Here is an 18,899-nt window from a genome sequence, read left to right on the forward strand (position 1 = left end):
GCTGGGCGTGGTGGGCCGGGTCTATGCTGGTGCCCTGACACCGGCATGGGAGACACATCATGGCGACAGGTTGGGCAGGCGACGGCGCCGTCCAGGATCAGATCGACGCCACCGTCGATGAGGCGATCCAGCGGGCCCGCGCGCAGCTGCGCGATGGCCCGGGATTGACCCACTGCGAGCACTGCGACGCGCCCATTCCCGAGGCGCGGCGGAAGGCCGTACCCGGCGTACGCCTGTGCGTGCGCTGCCAGGAAGAAGAGGACGCCGCCCAGCAGGAGGGCAGCAGCTACAACCGCCGCGGCAGCAAGGACAGCCAGCTGCGCTAGGTATCGATACTGGGCCGGGGACTCAACCGTCCCCTTGAATACCGCCCGGCGCCTGCGACGGATCCCGCCAGCGGCGTACCGTGCGCTGGAAGAACATGTTGTTGGGCATCTGCAGGACCGTGCCTTCGTGCCCGCTGCCGGTTTCCTGCAACGTGGTGTAGATCAGATTGATGTCGATCACGCGGCCCTTGAGTCCTGGCTTCTCACCGTTTTCCAGCAGCTCGATGTAATCGTGCAGGCGGAACGGCCGCGTGGTGAAGATCAGCAGCGTGCAGAAGATGTTGGACAGCACGCTCCACGCGGCGAAGAACGCCACCGCGCCGACCGCGGCAAACCCGGTGAATGCAGTCCACAGCACCGAGGCCGATGCGCCGATGATGCTCAGCACGATCAACACCGCACCGAAATTGATCACGAAGCTGCTGATGCGGCGCGCGCCCATCACCATTTCCGGCGGCAGCGTGTAGTGTTCGCCGAGGCGGCGGATCAGCCGACGGGCAACCAGCCGCAGCAGCCAGGCCACCAGCAGGGTCACCAGAATCTGCAGGGCAGGGACCCCGTAGTGCAGCCATTCGTGGGTCCAGGCGGGCAGATGCTCTTTCATGGGGGCGGAATTCCTTTGCAGCGATAGTGCCGATCCCGCCATGGTAATGCCGATGCGCGTCACCGCATCGTGGTATCGGTTTACGACAGGGGGCTGCCGTACACGTCGAACACCGCGATCATCGCCGAGGCACACAGCGGCGCGTTCTGCGCGTACTGCACACAGACATCGGGTGCTTCAGGCCTCAACGTGACCTGGATCTGCAGCGGGCTCCACGGCAGCGTGCAGCCGGTGGCCAAAGAGAGCAGCAGGGCCAGGCAACTGGAAGACATGGGAATACTCCTTGGCGGGGGCCGGTAGTGACACAGGCTTGGATGCCGCGTCGGGCAGGAAGGTTTAAAGGCCGCGCAGAAAAAGAAAGTCAGCACGGGCTTAAACCTTTTCCATGCCCCCCGCATCCAACGGATATGCTCGACACGACCATGCCCGCCTCCAGCGCCACGACCCAGGCCGATGCCGCCGATGACCACGCCCTCGTGCGTGCCGCGGCGGCCGGAGACGTGGCCGCATACGAATGCATCTACCGGCGGCATTCGCCGCGCGTGTACGCCGTGCTGTGGCGGCTGTGCGGCGGCCATGCGGCCCGCGCCGAAGACGCCCTGCAGGAGGCCTTCCTGCAGGCATGGCGCGCACTGCCGGGCTTCCGTTTCGAAAGCAGCCTGGGCACGTGGCTGCACCGCCTGGGGGTCAACGCAGCACTCATGGAACTGCGCGCCAATGCCACCGGCGATGCGCGCGATGCCGGCGAGCAAGGCTGGGAATCGCTGGCGATGCTGCCGGCCCAGGACCGCTGCGCCGGCACCGCCATGGACCTGGAGCGCGCGCTGGAAACACTGCCGCCGCGAGCCCGCGCGGTTCTGGTCCTGCATGACATCGAAGGGTGGAAACACCAGGAAATCGCCGACCAGCTGCAGATGGCGGTCGGCAGTTCCAAAGCACAGTTGCACCGTGCGCGCGGCCTGCTGCGTGCACGCCTAGGAGAAACCGCATGACGCCCCATGATGCCGATCACGACGACCTGACCGCACGCCTGCGTGCCTTGCCCGCCGAGCGCGTTCCGCCGGCGCGGGTCTGGCAGGGCATCGCGGCACAGTTGCCGGCACCGCTCACGGCACCGTCCACGCCGATCGCCACCGTTTCGCTGGCCGCACACCGGTCCCGCCGCCAGCGCTGGCCCCTGCGGGTAGGCCTGGGCCTGGCCGCCGCACTGGCCGTGCTGATGGTGGTGCCCACGCCGGTTCCGCACACGCCGGCACCGTCGCTGCTGCAGCGCCAGGCTGACGCGATGGCCGGCGAGTACCAGCAGGCCATCGCCGCCTTGCCCAGTGCCGATGTCACCGATGAGTGGCGCCCGGCTCTGCATGAACTCGATGCCAGTGCGGACACCATCCGCGCGGCCATCGCTGAAAACCCCCGCTCGCGCTATCTGCTCGGGCAACTGCAGCGTACCTATGCGCTGCGGCTGGAACTCACCCAGCAGGCGGTGCTGTCCGCCGGCCTGCCCACTTGAAGGAGAACCCCATGCGCATTCCTCTGTCCCTGCTCGCCGCCCTGGCTCTGTGCCTGCCGCTCGTCGCCCAGGCTGCCACCAACGTCAATGAGCGCCATCCACTGGGCGCCGGCGGTCGCGTGGAAATCAGCAACATCGCTGGCAAAGTCACCGTGCGCGGTTGGGACCGCAGCGACGTGGCGTTGACCGGTTCAATGGCCGATGGGCTCACTCTCAAGCAGGACAAGAGCAGCAACCGCGTGCGCTGGGAAGTGGAATACCCGCGCGGCCGCAGCAACGGCGGGGCGACCCTGGAGCTGCGTGTGCCGCGTTCGGTGGAAGTGCAGCTGGGCACCATCAGCGCCGACATCGACGTGGCCGACATCGACGTGCGCCGCCTGCAGGCCAACAGTGTCAGCGGCAGCATTACCGCGGCCGGGCGCAGTGGCGAGACCACGTTGAACACGGTCAGTGGTGGGATCCGCTCGCAGCTGCAGACGCCGCGGTTGGACGCACGCACGGTTAGTGGCCAGTTGCTGGCCGGTGGCGGGGCGTCGGGAGATGTGGCGGCCGAATCGGTCTCCGGCCGGGTCAACGTCAACGCCGGACGGGTCCAGCGGCTGGCGGTGGAAACCGTCTCGGGCAGCCTGGACGTGAGCGCGACCGGTATGGCGCCGGGCGGCAAGGTGACGATGCAGACGGTCAGCGGTTCGGTCGCGCTGAAGCTGCCGGCCAATGTGTCGGCGCAGTTGAACGTCAAGACGTTCAGTGGTGGCATCCAGTCCGACGCCGGGCAGGTGGAAAAGCCGCGCTATGGTCCGGGCCGCAGCCTGGATGCGCGTCTGGGATCGGGGGATGGGGATATTTCGATCAACGCCCATTCGGGGAGCGTGCGGGTCAGCCTGGGCCGCTGAGTGCGGTGCGGCCACCGCACCGGCCAATGCCGGTGCGGTCGGCAGCAACGTCAGCCGGCTTTCTTCAGCGCCAGGGTATTGCCCAGCACTTCGATCTTGCCGCCACCTTTACGGAAGGCAGCCAGATCCGCAGCGATGCTCTGGCTGCTGACGGCGGAGTTGGACCCTTGCTTGCGGTCGACGCGAACGGTGTTGCTTGCCTTGGGGGAGGTCTTTGGCGTACGAGCCATGGATGCTCCTGCTATGGATGAAGCGTGGAAGAAAACGTCGACAGATCGTGCTCTTGTCGACGGTAGTCCTGCCGCACGAGGCGGCAATCATCGCCGCCCATGTCGAACTGGCGGCAGATCGCGGGTCGCTGCGAATAGATCGTGCAGCGCAGGTGATACGGGTCGATCGCAGCGCACCAGCCTTCTTCATTGCGTGCCATCACCGTGCCGCCACGCGCATCGGTGTCCAGCAGGTAGCCGGGCACGTTGTCGTCAGGCATGACGGTGACAGTGAGCCGACAGCACACCGCGTCGCAACGACGGCAATCGATGGGGTCGGGCTCGGACGATGTAAGGAGTGCAGCCAGGCGTTCGCCCAATCTGAGTGTCTCTTGGCGGCTCGGGGTGCAGCAGGCTGTGAACGAGCCGGATCACAGCGATGAGCGATCCCGGCACCGCGGACAGGTCCAGACGGTGGCAGCATCGAAGAAGACGGTGGCCAGCAAGGCCAGGAGAGTGTTGCTTGTTGCGTCAAGCGCATTGCGCTTTGAAGCCGAAAGATGATAGCGCTTTCGGCGTAACGTTTTGTTAATAAGGCCTTTCGGACCTCTTCAGGCCTTGTGGAACAAGGCCTGGCGTTGCCGGTGGATCAGTTGGCGGCGGCCAATGCCAGACCGTGGACCACGCCGAAAGACGGATTTCCGCGGACCAGGGTCGAGCCCGGGAACGCGTTGGCCACCGCCTGCCGCAGGTAGCCGGCGCGCGACATGCCGCCGGTCAGGAACACCGCTGCCGGGTCGTGGCCGATGTCGCTGCGCACCTGCTCCAGCAGGGCGGTCAGCTCGCCCAGATAGCCGCCAGCGGCGGTTTCCAGGCGCTCGGCATCGATCTGGACCTGCAGCCCGCGTTCGATGAAGTCCAGCGCGCTGTCGTGGCTGGACACGCTGCTCAGGGCGACCTTGCAGCGCTCGACTTCACGGTACAGGCGCGCGGTATTGCCGGTGTCCTGCAGCGCGGTCAGGCGCGGGCCGAACGGCGCGTCCACATCGCGGTAGGTGTGCTGGCGGAAATCGCGCTGGCGGGTCATGTCCTGCACCATCGCCGCTTCCACGTAGTGGTGCGCCGGCACGCGGGTGATGCCGCGGCCGAACAACGGCATGTAGCCGCCCAGGCTCAGCGCCAGATCGATATCGGTACCGCCGCGGGCGATACCCCAGGCGCGGTGGATGGTCGGGGCCTGGCCGCCGCCTACGCGCGCGTGGGCGACGTCGGTGGTACCACCGCCGATGTCCACCACCACCGCATCGTGCTCCTGCGGGCTCTCGGCGTGGTAATGCATCGCCGCGGCCGCCGGTTCTTCGAGGAAATCGATGCTGTCAAAGCCCGCCGCGATCGCCGCGCCGTGCAGGATCTCGAGCGCCTGCGCGTTGCCGGCCTCGCCGATCGAACTGCGGAACTGGACCGGGCGGCCCAGGGTGGCGGTGCGGATCGGCGTATCCAGCTGGCGCGAGGCGGTCAGGCGGATGTGCTCGAGGATGTGCGTTGCGATGCCGGCGATGGTCTGGCGCGCGCGCGGGTGCAGGTTGTAGCCGAGCATCGACTTCGGGCTCTGCACCAGGTTGCCTTCGTTCTCTTCGAAGTAGGCTTCCAGCGCGTCATCGCCGTAGACCGCGTTCTGCAGCAGGGTGGTGGAGCTGAGCGGGGCACGCATCTGCTCTTCCATCCACTGCCGGCGCACCACGCGCAGGGCCTCGCGGCGCAGTGCATCGGGGGTGCGCTCCTGGCCGGCGGCACGGGCATCGCGCGCGGCCGCGTCGACCAGCCGGGCCAGGTCGTGCTCCAGGGCCGGAGTCAGTTCGAAGTCGTTCGGGTCGCGCATCACCTCGGGGAAATACACCGTGGTGCGGAACTGTTCGGCCTGGCCGAACTGGATCGGCACGACCTTGCCGTCGATCACCACGGCGGCGGCGGAGTTGCTGGTGCCAAAGTCGATGCCGAGTTTCATGCGCGGGCCGGGCCGGTGGTCAGGGGGCGCGCACTTTGCGGCAACGCGTCCGCCGACGCAAGGGCAGACGGTAACGGGCGGTTACAATACCGGCCGTTTCGTAACCGAAGAGCTGTCGATGTCCGCCATTCCCGCCTGCCCGCAGTGCACCCTGGAAAACACCTATGCCGATGGCGCGCTGTTCATCTGCGCGGACTGCGGCCACGAGTGGGCGGCCGGTGACGGTGGCGGCGATGCCCTGGTGGTGCGCGACAGCAACGGCAACGTGCTGGCCGCCGGCGATACCGTGACCGTGATCAAGGATCTGAAGGTCAAGGGATCCTCCATCCCGCTCAAGCAGGGCACCGTGATCCGCAACATCCGCCTGGTCGAGGACGATGCCGAGCATATCGAAGGCAACTCGGAGAAGATCAAGGGTCTGGTCCTGAAGACCTGCTTCCTCAAGAAGGCCTGAGCCGGCTCAGTGGACGTTGGTGCCACGCTGGCGCCAGCGCTGCAGGCTGTCCAGCTTGGCCTGGTAGCGGGAGGTGACCGCATCGCCGTTCTCCCCCGCCAGGTCCCTTGCGCGCTGCATCTCCTGCGAGGCGCGATGCGGGTCGCCGGCCAGGAAGTAGGCCCGGGCCAAGGCGAAATGGAAGGGATGCGCGCTGTCGTACAGGCGCACGGCACGGCGGTAGAACTTCACCGCATCGGGATAGTCCCGGCGCTGCTCCGCCCGCGCGCCGAGCATGTACTGCGCAAAGGGATCGGTGCGCTGCACCCGCGCCAGACGGCCGGCCAGCCGTTGCGCCTGGCGGGTATCGCCCAGGCGCCGGTACAGCGCGCTGGCGTTGCTCAGGCTGGCGCCATGTCGCGGCTGCAGGCGAAGCGCAGTCTCGTAATCGCGCCGGGCCTGGGCCAGCTCACCCACGCGCGCATCCAGCACCCCCAGATTGTTCCAGCTGCCGACAAAGTCCGGTGCCTGGGCAAGTGCGGCACGGAAGTAGAGGCGTGCACCGGCGGTATCGCCGGCGGCCATGCGGTCGGCGCCCCGGTTGTTGTAGAAGTGGGCCAGAGCCCGGGCCTGGTTGACCCGCTGCGGACCGAACCGGTCATAGAGCACGTTGTGGTCCAGATCCACAGTGCCGCTGCGGCCATCCAGCGCTACACCCGCGTTGACGTGGCCGACGCTGTAGATCACGCCCGAAGTTTGATACCAGGTCACCACCTGGGCTACTTCCTGCACATGTGCGTCGATCCCGGCGCGGTTGGCCAGCGTCACGAACAGCAGCGTGAAGGACAGGCAATTGGCGCGGCGCGTCTGCCAGGTTTCGGCCAGGGTATGGGTCGCGTCGGGGTCGTAGGCCAGATTCAGCCCCTGCGCGTCGAAGATCATGTCGACCAGACGTTGCAGGCGCCGTTCGCGCGAGTAACCCGGGTCGATCACCCGTTCATGCAGCAGGGCCAGCAACGGGGCGGGCACGTCCAGGATCTGGGCCGGCGTGGGCACGTCGGTGACGGTCGGTGCGGCCGCAACCGGCGGGCCGGGTGTCTGCGCCGCCCAGACCGGCGCGGCCACCAGCACCATCCACAGCAGCAGGGGGTTGCACCTACTCATCGCCTCACCTCGCCGAGCGCTGGGAATCGACGCCTCCAGTCTAGGCGCGTCGCTGCGCGCCGGCATGCCGTTCATCGGCTGTCTGCGCCATCCACAGAGGATGTGGACCAGCGGTCGACAAACATGTGGATAACCATGGCGACGCCTTGCGCTGCAAGGATGCAACGAACGTGGTGAAAAAAGTGCCGCACCGCTGTCTTGCCAGCGCAGCCGGGACGGCCAATCATGCGGGGATGCGCTTTGAACCGATGTCACTGCCCGCCGGGCAGCTTGCCGAGCTGGAGACCGCCTACGCCCTGCCGCCGCGGGCGTACCACAACTGGTCACATGTGCAGGCCGTTCTGCAGCACTGCGGCACGGTCGCCGCGTCTGGCCCGGGCTGGCGCCAGCCGCGCGAGGTGCAGCTGGCCGCGCTGTATCACGATGCCATCTATGAGGCCGGCCGCAACGACAACGAAGCGCGCTCGGCGGACATGGCACGTGAGGCCATCGGGCGCTGGCTGCCGGGTGCCGGGATCGATGCGGCGCGGGTGGTCGAGCTGATCGAGCTGACCGCCCGCCACAGCAAGCTCGGGCCTGGCGACGTGGATCCAGAGGCCGCCCTGTTCCTGGACTGCGACATGGCGATCCTGGGCGCACCGGCGGCGGTGTTTGATGCCTACGACCGCGGCATCGCCGAGGAGTACGCCGGGCACGTGCCGGGCTTCCTGTTCCGGCTCAACCGCCGGCGCTTCCTCAAGCAGGTGCTGGGGCAACCGCGGATCTTCCTGAGCGACTTCTTCCATCAGCGCCTGGATGCCGCCGCACGCGACAACCTGCGTCGCCGGGTCGAGCGCTGAACCACGGCGGCCATGAGCCACGCCCGCTACACTGTGCGCGCTGTTTTCCCTACGTGTGTGGCCATGTCCGTGTCCGTTCCAGAGTCCGATCCACGTCCGCAGCCGCCGGAAGAACCCGGCCCCAACGAGTGCTGCGGCAGTGGCTGCCCGCTGTGCGTGCTGGATCTGTACAGCGATGAGCTGCAGCGCTACCGCGCGGCGCTGGCCGCCTGGAAGCAGCGTCACCCCGAGGCCACTGACTGACCCCAGGAGCCGCGATGTCGCTTCCCCTGCCACGCCCTTCCCGCTGGCCCGCGCAGCATCACGGACGCGTCGCCCTGCTCACGCTGGTGGCGCTGGCGCTGTTCATTGCCACCGCGTTGTGGACGCAATGGGCGCGCGATGATCTGGACTGGGTGCAGGCCACGTTGAGCCTGTACCTGCATGGCCCGTGGGGGCTGGCCCTGCGCACCGCTTACTGCGTACTGGCGCTGGCGATCATGCTGCTGGCGGTGTCGTTGCATGCCAACAGCCGATCACCCCGCCGCAGTGCGGCCGCGCCGCTGCTGTTCTGGGGGGCCGCGCTGGGGTTGATGGGGGTGGCGATCGGCGACAGCTGGCTGCCCGACCGTGCGCCGCTGCTGGCGCCGCTGGTGCACGGGTTGTCGGCCAATACCGCGTTCCTGTGCGTGAGCGCGGCGATGCTGCTGCAGAGCTGGTACCTGCGCGCCGATCCGCACTGGCGCGACTGGGCCGGGCCGGCCTGGTGGTGGGCCTGGCTGTGCTTCGTGCTGCTGTGGCTGCACGTGCTGTGGCGTGGCCCGCCGCGCGGCGCCGGGCAGAAGCTGGTGATCGCGGTGGTGCTGGTGTGGCTGGTCGCGGTGGCCTGGCAGCTGTGGCGGCAGGCGCGTCGCGATGCGCACTGAGCGTCCGGCCACGCTGTGTACATGCCCTTGGCAGGGCAGGGGCGTATCGTTGGCGCACTAGTCATGGGATGCGCGACGATGCGGCAAGCCGGTTGGGGGATGATGCTGGGTGTGATGCTGGCGGGGATGTCCGGACAGGCGCTGGCCGCGCCGCCGCAGCAGCTCAGTCACGGGCGTTTCGAGAACGTGCCGGTGTATCTGCCGGACGGTCGTCCGCAACGGGTGGTGGTGTGGTTTGACGGTACCGCCAGCCATGCCGACAGCCAGCAGCGCATCGAGGCATTGCGCGCCGATGGCGCCCTGGTCGCCCAAGTCGATGTCGCACACCTGCGCCAGGTGCTGGGCCGCGAGAAGAGCGGTGATTGCGCGTTCGGCGCCGGCGATGTGGAGAATTTCTCGCGCTGGTTCCAGGCCTATCTGCACGTGCCGGGCTATCACCTGCCGCTGATCGGCGGCGACGGCGAGGGTGCGGCGCTGGCGTACGCGGTAGCCGCGGAGGCGGATACGCAGGTGTTCGCCGGACTGCTCACCACAGGCTTCTGCCCGTCGGGCGTGCGCGAGCGCAAGGTCTGCGGCGCCGGCAGCAGCCACGGTCGCCTGCAGCCGGCTGAACTGAATTTCCCCTGGTTGAATGCCGCCGGCGATGTGCATTGCCCGGCCGGCGAGTCGGCTGCGTTCGTGCGCAAGGTCGGCATGGGGCGCCAGTTCGAGCGCACCGCGCGGGGCGACGCGTTGCCCGGCGTGCTGGCCGCAGCAAAGGTGATCGGCGCGCAGAAGGGGGTCAGCCTGGCGCCGCCGCCGGACGATCTCAAGGGCCTGCCGGTGGTGGATGTACCGACGACCAAGCCGGGCGACACCTTCGCCATCTTCGTTTCCGGCGACGGCGGCTGGGCGGGGCTGGACAAGGAGGTTGCCGCGTCGCTGAGCGAGGCCGGGGTACCGGTGGTGGGCGTGGATTCGCTGCGCTACTTCTGGACCGCACGCACGCCTGAAGGCTTCGCCCGGGATCTGGAACGCATCGCCACGCACTACAGCCGCCAGTGGCAGCGTCGCAACGTGGTGCTGGTCGGTTTCTCGCAGGGCGCCGATGTGCTGCCGGCGGCAATCAACCAGCTGTCACCGGCTACGCGGGAATCGGTCTCGATGATCGCGCTGCTGTCGGTGGGCAAGACCGCCGACTACGAGTTCCATGTCAGCAACTGGCTCGGCGGCGGTGGCGATGGCCTGCCGATCGCGCCGGAGGTGGCCAAGCTGCCCGCCGGTAAAACGTGGTGCGTCTACGGCGAAGACGATGGCGACGCGCTGTGCCCGTCGCTTCCCGCCGGTGGCAATGCGCAGGTCATCAAGCTCCCCGGCGACCATCACTTCAAGGGCGATTACGACCGCCTCGCCGACACCATCGTGCAGCATCTGCCGGCGCGCTGAGCGCCGGCGATCCGTTCCGGCACGGGCTCAGTCGTGTCGGCGCGGGTCCAGTGAGATCAGCCGGGTCGCATCCAGCAGGGCGGCGGGCAGGTGTACACCGCCCGGTGCGGCCAGATAACGTGCGCGCCAGACCGGAGCGAACTTCGACTTGAAACGGCGCAGGCCGCTGAAGCCGTAGAAGCGTTCGCCATGCCGCGCGACCACGTTGGCGAAGCGGTTCCAGCGCCCGGCCAGACGATGCTGGGCCAGCCCGGACAGCGGTGCCATGCCCAGCGAGAACCGGTGGAAGCCGTGCTCGCGACCCCACAGGAACAGCTCGATGAACAGGAAATCCATGGTGCCCTTGGGCGCATCGTCGACGTGCCGCATCAGGTCCACCGAGAGCTCGTTTCCGGCCGGTGCCTGCCACAGATTGGCGAAGGCCACGATGCGCCCTTCGGCCTCCACCACCGCGACCGGGAAACGCGCCAGATAGGCTGCATCGAAGCTGCCGAGCGAGAACCCCTTTTCATCGCCGGCCTTGTCGTCCAGCCATTGCTGGGAGACCACTGCCAGCGCCGGCAGCAGGGCAGGTACTTCCTCGGGCATGGCGACCCGGAAGCTCAGCCCACCGCGCTTGCCGCGGTTCCAGGCCTGGCGCAGATCGGCGCGCTCGCGGCCCTCCAGGGTGAAGTCCTGCAACGGCACCATCGCCTCTTCCCCGAGCTTGACCAGGGTCAGCCCGAGGTCGAGATAGGTCTGCCAGTGCGCTTCGCCGACCTGGTAGAACACCGGGCGCAGGCCGAGCCGATCGGCTTCCTCGCGGAAGCGCCAGATCAGCGCGCGCACCACCTCGGGTGGGCCGACCGGATCGCCCATCGCGATCAAGGAGCCGCCGTAGCGCTGCATCATCACGAAGCCCCGCTGCGCTTCATCGCGCAGCACCGCCTTGTCCGCAGTGAGTACCAGGCAGGCCTGGGTGTCTTCGGCGGCGGCCAGGATCGGGGCGAGCGCGTCAAGGGTAGCGGCATCGGCCGCCGGCAACGGACTGCGCGTGCTGTGCAGCAGCCGCGCCAGGCCGAAGATGGTCAGCGCGATCGCCACCAGCAACAAGGCACGCAGCGCGCGAGGCGCGTTGCCCTGCAGCGCGAACTGCCACCACAGCTCATTCTGGTATTCCACGTGGCTGTAGACGAAGAACAGCAGCCAGATCACCGCGACCAGCACCAGGCCGAGGTTGCGGATCCACGGCCACGACCAGGCTTCGTCCAGCAGCGCGCCCTGGCGATAGAACTCGCGGCGCGAGGCCCACAGTGCGGCCGCCACCAGCAGGGCGGACAGCGCGATCAGCACCTGCCCACCGCGTAGCCAGATCGGCAACGGGGACAACACGCAGATGCCGAGCGCGAGCATCCACGCAGCATGGCTGCGCCGCTGCAGGCCCTGACCGATCAACAGCAGCGCGACACCGGCCAGACTGCCAAGCAGGTGCGAGGTTTCCAGGATCGGCAGCGAGGCCGTGACCAGGTGCCGGCGCGGCGTCGGCAAGGTGCCATCGATCACCAGTGCGGCGCCGACGCTGAACACCGCCAGCGCGATGATCTGCGGCAGCCAGGGGCGCAGCGCGGTCCAGCCGACCCGGGTGGCACCGGCGCCGGCACGCAGCGGGCGACGCAGTGCGGGCGCGACTGCCAGCACCGTGGCCAGCAGCAGCGGCAACACGTAATAGGTCACGCGGTAGATCAGTGCGGCCGCCAGCACCGCGGCGGGCGCCACCTGCGGCAGCAGCTTGAGCAGGCTCCACTCGAACACGCCCAGGCCGGCCGGCACGCTGGAGATCAGGCCGGCCAGCACCGCGATCAGGTACAGCCCGACGAACCCGGGCAGGCCGGTCGGCGCATCCATCGGCAGCAGCACATAGAACGCCGCACTGGCCAGCACCAGCTCGACCACGCTCAGGGCGGTCACACCGAGCATGGTGCGGCGGTCGGGCAGCCACAGGGCATGCCCGCGGATCTGGAAACTACGGCCCTCGCGGCCGACCAGCAGCACCGTGCCGGCATACGCCAGCAGGCCGAGAACGCCGATGAGGCGCACCGCCTGGACCGGGATCGGCAGCGCCAGCGCCGCCGCGCCGGGTTCAAGCAGGAAGGCCAGCGCCAGCAGCAGCCACGCACCGAACACGAAGCCCAGTGTGCTCATCAATACGACCTGGCCGATCTCGCCCAGCGTCAGCCCCGCGCGACCATAGCCACGCAGGCGCACGGCGCCGCCGGTGAGGGCCGCAAAGCCCAGGGTCTGCCCCAGCGTATGCGCCAGGAACGCGGTGATGCCGACCCGCGCCGGGTGCAGGCGCTTGCCGCTGCGGCGCAGGCCGATGGCATCGAAGCCGATCAGGCAGCCGTAGCTGGCCAGGCCCAGCAGCACGGTCAGCGCGATCTGACCGGCGCCGAGATGCCGGAAGGCCTCGCGGATCGCGCGGTAGCCGTGTTCGTCGAATTCGTTGGCCAGTCCGCGCAGGGCCAGGGCCAGGATCACCAGCGGGATGACGACGGTTGCGGCGCGGCGCCAGGGCGCGCGGACCGGGGTGGGAGCAGCGGCGGTGTCGGTCATCGGTACAGCGTGCTCCGGGGTGGGCGATGAAGGAGTCAACGCAGGCGCGGGCGCCTGACCGGCAAATCGTGCGCCTGATGCCGACGCTTGCCAAGCGGCTGGGCTGTGCATGCTGTGGCTGCTGGAGGCACGCCGCCGGGCACGCGCGCGCCGCATCGGTGACAATGTGATTTCATCCAGAGGAGCAATCGCCATGTTGGAACGTTTCGATGTCGGCCCGCGCATGTCCGAAATGACCGTGCACAACAAGGTCGCCTATCTGTCCGGGCAGATCCCTGAAGACACCAGCCAGGACATCACCGGCCAGACCCGTCAGGTACTGGAAGAGATCGACAAGCTGCTGGCGCTGGTGGCCAGTGACAAGCAGCACATCCTGCGCGCAGAGATCTTCCTGGCCGACATCAACGATTTCGCCGGCATGAATGCCGCGTGGGATGAGTGGGTGGTGGCAGGGATGACCCCGGCCCGCGCGACGGTGGAAGCCAAGCTGGCGGACGCGAGCTGGAAAGTGGAGATCGTGGTGACGGCGGCGTTGCCGTAAGCGCACCAGGCAACCGCTGGGCGGCATGGTGATCGACGCATCGCCGTGCGCCCAGACCCTGCCGCCGGGAGGCGCATAGCGGCCGGCGCAAGTGTCAGCGCGCGCTGACCAGGTCGATGCAGTCCACCGGGCACGGCGGGATGCACAACTCGCAGCCCGTGCACAGATCGGCGATGACGGTGTGCATGTACTTGGCGCCGCCGACGATCGCATCCACCGGACAGGCCTGGATGCACTTGGTGCAGCCGATGCAGTCGGCTTCGATCACCACTGCCACCTGCGGTGCCTTGTGCGCACCGCGCGTGCGATCGAACGGCACCGCTGCCACGCCCAGGACATTCGCCAGCGCGCGCGCACCGGCATCACCGCCCGGCGGGCAGTGATCGATGCCCGCCTCGCCGCGTGCCATCGCTTCGGCATACGGGCGGCAGCCGTCGTAGCCGCATTGCCCGCATTGGGTCTGGGGCAACAGCCGGTCGAGGCGTTCGGTGAGGGTGTCGATGGGGAGGCTCATGGCGTGGCGGTGGCTGCGCGGTGGGGCATCAGACCCGGCTGTCCCGGGCAGGTGGTGTGCCCGCCAGGAGATCCCGACGCGGCTTCATGGGCTTGCCGCGATACCAGCGCTCGTGGGCGAGTGCCAGCATCGGACGGTCTTCGCGGCTGTCGCCGTACGCGTGGATGCGCAGGTAGCGCGCGAGGTCGAACCGGCGGCGGATGTGGTCAACCTTGCGCGGGCCGCAGTCGCCGTCGGCATAGCGCCCGGTGAGGCGTCCGTCGTGGCTGTCCAGCCGGTTGCAGATCAGCTGCAACCCCATCGCCTCGCACCACGGGCGCAGGTACAGATCCAGCGAGCCGGACACGATCACCACGGTGTGCTGCTGTTTGAGGTGCCAGTGGATCTGCTCGAGCATCTCCGGCCGCATCACCCCGGGCAGCACATCGCGCGCGTAGCCGGCAGCCTGCGCGGTGATGTCCTCGAGATGGCGGTTGGTGAAGGTCAGGCGGGTGACGCGGGCGCGGATGCGTTGCGCGGAGATCAGCTTCAAGCGATAGGCCAGCAACCATGGGCCGACTTTCCACCAGGCCTGTGCAAGCTGTTCGGGGGTGGCTACGCGGCGCAGGAAACGCCCGTAGGTATCGCAGGTGGTGACCGTGTGGTCGAAATCGAACAGCGCCAGTTCCAACCCACACCTCCAGGCAGAAGAGCGTGGCAGGGCGACCGGGTGGCCGCCCTGCCGCAGCGATCAGCGGACCGGCATGCCCGGCAGCGCGGTGCTGTCGGCGTCCAGCAGGGCCAGCGCGCCGCCGTCGAAACCGGCCGACAGGATCATGCCTTCGCTCAGGCCGAAGCGCATCTTGCGCGGGGCCAGGTTGGCGATGAACACCACACTGCGGCCAACCAGCTGTTCCGGCTCGCCGTAGCTGGCGCGGATGCCGGAGAAGATCTGGCGCTTGCCCAGGTCACCGGCGTCGAGTTCGAAGCGCAGCAGCTTGTCCGAACCTTCCACGAACTCGCAGACCAGCACCTTGCCGATGCGCAGATCCAGCTTGGCGAAGTCGTCGATGCCGATGTAGGCCGGTGCGGCCTCGCCATCGGCCGCAGCAACCGGTGCTGGTGCGGCAGCGGGCTTTGCCGGTTTGGCCGGAGCGGCGGGGGCCGGGGTGGCGGCCTGCAGGGTGTCCTTGGATGCGTCGGTCATGGCGTCGATTTTTTTCGGGTCGATACGGGTGAACAGGGGTTCGTACACCGCGATGGTGTGCGCGGTCAGCGGGGCGACGATGTCGGTCCAGGCCTGCACGGGCGCGGCCAGGAAGGCCTCGGCCTGCGCGGCGGTGGCCGGCAGCACGGGCTTGAGCGCGGTGACCAGTACGCGGAAGAGGTTCAAGCCCTGGGTGCACACCGACTGCAACTGCGCGTCGGCGCCGTCCTGCTTGGCGATCACCCACGGCTTCTGGTCGTCGATGTAGCGATTGGCTTCGTCGGCCAGGGTCATGGTCAGGCGCAGGGCGGCAGCTGGATCGTTGCGCTCGTACGCCTCGCGGATCGACGCCAGGGCGGCGACGAACCGGTCGTACTGGGCGGCATCGGGCAGCGCAGCCGCCAGGCGGCCCTCGAAGCGCTTGCTGATGAAACCGGCGCAACGGCTGGCCAGATTGACGAACTTGCCGACCAGATCCGCGTTGACGCGCGCGATGAAGTCACCCAGGTTCAGGTCGAGATCGTCCACGCCGCCGGAGGACTTGGCCGCGAAGTAATAGCGCAGCGCTTCCGGTTCCAGCCCGGCATCCAGGAAGGTACGCGCCATCACGAAGGTGCCGCGCGACTTGGACATCTTCGCGCCATCCACGGTCAGGTAGCCGTTGACGTGCAGGCGGGTCGGCGCGCGGTGGCCGGTGCCGTGCAGCACCGCCGGCCAGAACAGGCCGTGGAAGTTCACGATGTCCTTGCCGATGAAATGGTGCAGTTCGGTGCTGGTCCCGGCGCGCAGGTGCGCATCGAAATCTTCGCCGGTCTTCGCGCACAGCGTCTGGAAGCTGGAGAGATAGCCGATGGGCGCGTCCAGCCACACGTAGAAGTACTTGCCCGGGTGGCCCGGAATCTGGAAGCCGAAGTACGGCGCATCGCGCGAGATGTCCCACGCGCGCAGGCCACCTTCGGCATTGAGCCACTCGCCAAGCTTGGCCTTCACGCCAGGCAGGGCGACGTCGCCGGCCAGCCACTCGCGCAGGAAACCTTCGAAGCGGCCGACCTCGAAGAAGAAATGCTCCGAATCGCGGATTTCCGGCGTGGCGCCGGAGATCACCGACTTGGGATCCTTCAGGTCGGTCGGGCTGTAGGTGGCGCCGCAGACTTCGCAGTTGTCGCCGTACTGGTCCGGGGTACCGCAGTTCGGGCAGATGCCCTTGATGTAGCGGTCCGGCAGGAACATGCCCTTGGCCGGGTCGTAGAACTGGGCCACGGAGCGGCGCGCGATGTGCCCTTCGGCCTCGAGCTTGAGGTAGAAGGCTTCGGTCAGCGCCTTGTTGGCCGCCGAGTTGGTCGAGTCGTAATGATCGAACGCCACGCCGAAGGCGGCGAAATCGCGCTCATGGCTGGCCTGGATGTTGGCGATGAAGGCCTCCGGGGTCACGCCGGCCTTTTCGGCTGCGAGCATGATCGGGGTGCCATGGGTGTCATCGGCGCAGACGAACCAGGTCTTGCCGCCGCTCATTCGACGCGCGCGCACCCAGATATCAGCCTGGATGTAGCCGACCAGGTGGCCCAGGTGCAGCGGGCCGTTGGCGTAGGGCAGGGCGGTGGTGACGAGAGCGGTGCGGGTCATGATGAGCGCTGTTGCCAGGGGAACCGGGGATTATCGCACGCCAAAACGCAGTAACCCGGCCGAAGCCGGGTTACTGGGGCTGAAACCTGCGCGCGGCTTACTCGCGCACCCAGGTCTGGGCGCGGCAGATGAAGGCCACGCAGCCGGACACGTCCAGCTTGGCGCCGCCGGTCTGCAGCTTCATCTTGGACTTGTAGGTCTTGCCGTTGCCCGGATCCAGGATGGTGCCGCCGGACCAGGCGTTGGCGCCATCGGCCTTGAGGTTCCAGAGGATGGTCATGCCCTTGACCGGCTTGTTCTTGTTGGCGCCCTCACAGCCGTCGCAGACCGGATTGGGGCCCTTGTCCGAATGCAGGATGTCCACGACCTTGCCGGTCAGGGTGCCGTTGGTGGCCTGGGTGATCTCCACGATCGACTTCACCTTGCCGGTCTTGTCATCGATGGTCTTCCAGCGGCCGACGGCGCCGTCGGCGGCGCTGGCCGACATCGCCGCCATCATCAGCGGCAGCGCCAGCAACAGGGTCTTGAAGGTCTTGCGCATGTTCCCCTCCCAGGGATATCCGTGAACGCCGGCGCAGACGGCCGGTACAGGGCCGACTGTATACCCATTCGCTCTGGTACGGAACGTGCCCGGCGCACGGTTCAGCCGGCGCCGGCCGGGATCTCGTACAGCTCCAGCGGCAGGTCGTCCGGGTCGGCGAAGAAGGTGAAGCGGCGGCCGGTGTACTCGTCCACCCGGATCGGTTCGCAGGCCACGCCGGCCGCGGTCAACCGCTCGATCATCGGCTCCAGCAGATGCACGCGGAAGGCCAGGTGGCGCAGGCCCTGCGCCTCGGGGCGGCTTGGCCGTGCCGGCGCGGCCGGGAACGAGAACAGTTCCAGCTGGCCGCCATCGGGCAGGGCCAGGTCGAGCTTCCAGGAGTCGCGCGCCTGCCGGTAGTTCTCGGCGATCACGTGCAGGCCGAGCACGCGGGTGTAGAAGTCTTTGGAGCGGACGTAATCGGCGCAGATCAGGGCCACGTGGTGGATACCGATCAGTAGGGAAGCGTCAGAAGCGTTCATTGCAGAGTATCCAGCCAGCGCCGGGCGATCTGCAGCGCCAGCGGATAGGGTTCGGGGGCGTTTCGGTTGCTGAGTACGATTACGGTGAGGCGCTGCGCGGGGTAGCGCAGGATCACGTTGCGGAAGCCGATGCTCTCGCCGCTGTGCCACTGCGCGCCACCGTTGAGCCGCCAGCCGAAGCCATAGAACGGCACATCCGGTTCGGTGGTGGGTGTGGCGGGGGAGAACATCTGCTTCAACGATGTTGCCTTCAACAGGCGCTGGTCATACAACGCCGCATCCCAGCGCGCCAGATCATCCAGCGAGGAATACACTCCACCGTCGCCGAGCACCGCGCTGGTCGGGCTTTGATCGGTACGCTGCCACCGCCCGTCGCGCTCGCTGTAGCCATAGGCGCGGCGCGCGATATCGTCCACGCCGTCCTGGTGCGCCACGGTGTCGCGCATGCCGAGCGGCAGGAAAATACGTTGGCGAAGGAAGGCGGCAAAATCGGTGCCCGAGGCCTTGCCGACGACCAGCGCCAGCAGCGCATAGCCGCTGTTGCTGTAACGGTAGGCCGAGCCCGGCGCGAAGTAGGTCCGGTCCTGGTGTTCCAGCAGATGCAGCACGTCCTGGTCATGGACCTGCACGGTCGCGTCGGCGGGCATCAGCGCTTCGTAGTCGAGCAGGCCGCTGGTGTGGCTGAGCAGCTGGCGCAGGGTAATGGCATCGGCGGCCGCTGGCAGCGAGGGCAGCCAGCGCTTCACTGGGTCATCCAGGGTCAACGCGCCATCTTCGGTCAGCAGCAGGATCGCCGCGGCGGTGAACTGCTTGCTGATCGAGGCCAGGCGGAACTTGGTCTGCGCGGTCACCGCGGTGTGATCTTCCAGCACCGCCAGCCCGTAGCCACGCCGGAACACCGGCGTGCCGTCGTGCAGGACCAGCACCGCGGCGCCGGGCACCTGACCATCGTAGCGTTGCATCAACGCATCGATGCCGGGATCCGGCGGCGTCAGCACCGGCGCTGCGATGACCGTGCCGCTCCCGGCGATGCACATCGCGCTGATCCACACACGCAGATGCCGCAAG

The 18,899-nt window shown here is 68.0% G+C and carries 23 protein-coding genes; 10 read left to right on the top strand and 13 right to left on the bottom strand.

What is annotated here, in order from left to right; translation table 11 throughout:
- Positions 1-59: 59 nt before the first annotated feature.
- Complete coding sequence (locus AC13F7_RS04945; protein ID WP_482999422.1) at positions 60-326, top strand: DksA/TraR family C4-type zinc finger protein; 267 nt, start codon at positions 60-62, stop codon at positions 324-326.
- Positions 327-348: 22 nt separating this feature from the next.
- Here the strand turns inward: AC13F7_RS04945 and AC13F7_RS04950 are convergent, their stop codons facing one another.
- The gene (locus AC13F7_RS04950) at positions 349-930 is read right to left on the bottom strand and encodes a mechanosensitive ion channel family protein (RefSeq protein ID WP_482999423.1); all 582 of its coding nucleotides are present in this window, start codon (positions 928-930) and stop codon (positions 349-351) included.
- Positions 931-1,010: 80 nt separating this feature from the next.
- Positions 1,011-1,202, bottom strand: coding sequence for a hypothetical protein (locus AC13F7_RS04955; RefSeq protein WP_259259557.1), 192 nt, complete (start codon positions 1,200-1,202; stop codon positions 1,011-1,013).
- A 135-nt stretch (positions 1,203-1,337) separates the two neighbouring features.
- On the opposite strand from AC13F7_RS04955, the gene AC13F7_RS04960 reads away from it, so the two are divergent.
- The 3 genes from AC13F7_RS04960 to AC13F7_RS04970 are packed head-to-tail and all read left to right on the top strand — an operon-like array spanning position 1,338 to position 3,333.
- Positions 1,338-1,922 (top strand): RNA polymerase sigma factor, encoded by a 585-nt coding sequence (locus AC13F7_RS04960; RefSeq protein WP_482999424.1) that lies wholly within the window; start codon positions 1,338-1,340, stop codon positions 1,920-1,922.
- Positions 1,919-2,440 (top strand): hypothetical protein, encoded by a 522-nt coding sequence (locus tag AC13F7_RS04965; RefSeq protein WP_481468861.1) that lies wholly within the window; start codon positions 1,919-1,921, stop codon positions 2,438-2,440. Before AC13F7_RS04960 ends, AC13F7_RS04965 begins: the two co-directional genes overlap by 4 nt.
- 11 nt (positions 2,441-2,451) lie before the next feature.
- Positions 2,452-3,333: a DUF4097 family beta strand repeat-containing protein gene (locus AC13F7_RS04970; RefSeq protein WP_482999425.1), complete on the top strand. Its 882-nt coding sequence runs from the start codon at positions 2,452-2,454 to the stop codon at positions 3,331-3,333.
- 50 nt (positions 3,334-3,383) lie between these two features.
- Here the strand turns inward: AC13F7_RS04970 and AC13F7_RS04975 are convergent, their stop codons facing one another.
- The 3 genes from AC13F7_RS04975 to AC13F7_RS04985 form a co-directional block, all read right to left on the bottom strand.
- Entirely contained in the window at positions 3,384-3,563 is a 180-nt protein-coding gene (locus AC13F7_RS04975) for a hypothetical protein (RefSeq protein WP_019183415.1), read from the bottom strand.
- An 11-nt stretch (positions 3,564-3,574) separates the two neighbouring features.
- A complete protein-coding gene (locus AC13F7_RS04980) occupies positions 3,575-3,874 on the bottom strand; it encodes a YkgJ family cysteine cluster protein (RefSeq protein ID WP_481468956.1) in 300 nt (99 codons plus the stop codon).
- 317 nt (positions 3,875-4,191) lie between these two features.
- Positions 4,192-5,547, bottom strand: coding sequence for an Hsp70 family protein (locus AC13F7_RS04985; protein ID WP_482999426.1), 1,356 nt, complete (start codon positions 5,545-5,547; stop codon positions 4,192-4,194).
- 118 nt (positions 5,548-5,665) lie between these two features.
- Between AC13F7_RS04985 and AC13F7_RS04990 the strand changes: the two genes are divergently transcribed.
- A complete protein-coding gene (locus AC13F7_RS04990) occupies positions 5,666-6,001 on the top strand; it encodes a zinc ribbon domain-containing protein YjdM (RefSeq protein ID WP_346471812.1) in 336 nt (111 codons plus the stop codon).
- Positions 6,002-6,007: 6 nt separating this feature from the next.
- Here the strand turns inward: AC13F7_RS04990 and AC13F7_RS04995 are convergent, their stop codons facing one another.
- Positions 6,008-7,144, bottom strand: coding sequence for a tetratricopeptide repeat protein (locus tag AC13F7_RS04995; RefSeq protein ID WP_482999427.1), 1,137 nt, complete (start codon positions 7,142-7,144; stop codon positions 6,008-6,010).
- A 233-nt stretch (positions 7,145-7,377) separates the two neighbouring features.
- Here AC13F7_RS04995 and AC13F7_RS05000 point away from each other — a divergent pair, with 233 nt between their 5' ends.
- From AC13F7_RS05000 to AC13F7_RS05015, 4 genes are all read left to right on the top strand, one after another.
- Positions 7,378-7,983 carry an HD domain-containing protein gene (locus AC13F7_RS05000; protein WP_482999428.1) on the top strand — a complete coding sequence of 202 codons (606 nt, stop codon included), beginning with the start codon at positions 7,378-7,380 and terminating at the stop codon, positions 7,981-7,983.
- A 63-nt stretch (positions 7,984-8,046) separates the two neighbouring features.
- Positions 8,047-8,226 carry an oxidoreductase-like domain-containing protein gene (locus AC13F7_RS05005; RefSeq protein WP_088434487.1) on the top strand — a complete coding sequence of 60 codons (180 nt, stop codon included), beginning with the start codon at positions 8,047-8,049 and terminating at the stop codon, positions 8,224-8,226.
- Between the two features lie 14 nt (positions 8,227-8,240).
- Positions 8,241-8,888 carry a DUF998 domain-containing protein gene (locus tag AC13F7_RS05010; protein WP_482999429.1) on the top strand — a complete coding sequence of 216 codons (648 nt, stop codon included), beginning with the start codon at positions 8,241-8,243 and terminating at the stop codon, positions 8,886-8,888.
- Positions 8,889-8,966: 78 nt separating this feature from the next.
- Positions 8,967-10,313 carry a virulence factor family protein gene (locus AC13F7_RS05015; RefSeq protein ID WP_481468848.1) on the top strand — a complete coding sequence of 449 codons (1,347 nt, stop codon included), beginning with the start codon at positions 8,967-8,969 and terminating at the stop codon, positions 10,311-10,313.
- Positions 10,314-10,340: 27 nt separating this feature from the next.
- Here the strand turns inward: AC13F7_RS05015 and mprF are convergent, their stop codons facing one another.
- The gene (gene mprF / locus AC13F7_RS05020) at positions 10,341-12,905 is read right to left on the bottom strand and encodes a bifunctional lysylphosphatidylglycerol flippase/synthetase MprF (RefSeq protein ID WP_482999430.1); all 2,565 of its coding nucleotides are present in this window, start codon (positions 12,903-12,905) and stop codon (positions 10,341-10,343) included.
- Between the two features lie 193 nt (positions 12,906-13,098).
- Between mprF and AC13F7_RS05025 the strand changes: the two genes are divergently transcribed.
- Positions 13,099-13,446 carry a RidA family protein gene (locus AC13F7_RS05025; protein ID WP_121038644.1) on the top strand — a complete coding sequence of 116 codons (348 nt, stop codon included), beginning with the start codon at positions 13,099-13,101 and terminating at the stop codon, positions 13,444-13,446.
- Positions 13,447-13,540: 94 nt separating this feature from the next.
- On the opposite strand, the gene rnfB is transcribed toward AC13F7_RS05025, so the two are convergent.
- The 6 genes from rnfB to AC13F7_RS05055 all read right to left on the bottom strand — a co-directional run bounded on the left by rnfB (position 13,541) and on the right by AC13F7_RS05055 (position 18,868).
- Positions 13,541-13,960, bottom strand: a complete 420-nt coding sequence (gene rnfB, locus AC13F7_RS05030) for an Rnf electron transport complex subunit RnfB (RefSeq protein ID WP_482999431.1) — start codon at positions 13,958-13,960, stop codon at positions 13,541-13,543.
- 28 nt (positions 13,961-13,988) lie between these two features.
- Positions 13,989-14,630 (bottom strand): HAD family hydrolase, encoded by a 642-nt coding sequence (locus AC13F7_RS05035; protein ID WP_482999432.1) that lies wholly within the window; start codon positions 14,628-14,630, stop codon positions 13,989-13,991.
- Positions 14,631-14,690: 60 nt separating this feature from the next.
- Positions 14,691-16,769 (bottom strand): methionine--tRNA ligase, encoded by a 2,079-nt coding sequence (metG, locus tag AC13F7_RS05040; RefSeq protein ID WP_482999433.1) that lies wholly within the window; start codon positions 16,767-16,769, stop codon positions 14,691-14,693.
- A 97-nt stretch (positions 16,770-16,866) separates the two neighbouring features.
- Positions 16,867-17,310 (bottom strand): DUF2147 domain-containing protein, encoded by a 444-nt coding sequence (locus tag AC13F7_RS05045; protein WP_070425636.1) that lies wholly within the window; start codon positions 17,308-17,310, stop codon positions 16,867-16,869.
- Between the two features lie 101 nt (positions 17,311-17,411).
- A complete protein-coding gene (gene gloA2, locus AC13F7_RS05050) occupies positions 17,412-17,831 on the bottom strand; it encodes an SMU1112c/YaeR family gloxylase I-like metalloprotein (RefSeq protein ID WP_482999434.1) in 420 nt (139 codons plus the stop codon).
- The gene (locus AC13F7_RS05055) at positions 17,828-18,868 is read right to left on the bottom strand and encodes a serine hydrolase domain-containing protein (RefSeq protein WP_482999499.1); all 1,041 of its coding nucleotides are present in this window, start codon (positions 18,866-18,868) and stop codon (positions 17,828-17,830) included. Before AC13F7_RS05055 ends, gloA2 begins: the two co-directional genes overlap by 4 nt.
- Positions 18,869-18,899: the final 31 nt, after the last annotated feature.

The organism is Stenotrophomonas sp. K-6 (genome assembly GCF_056861555.1).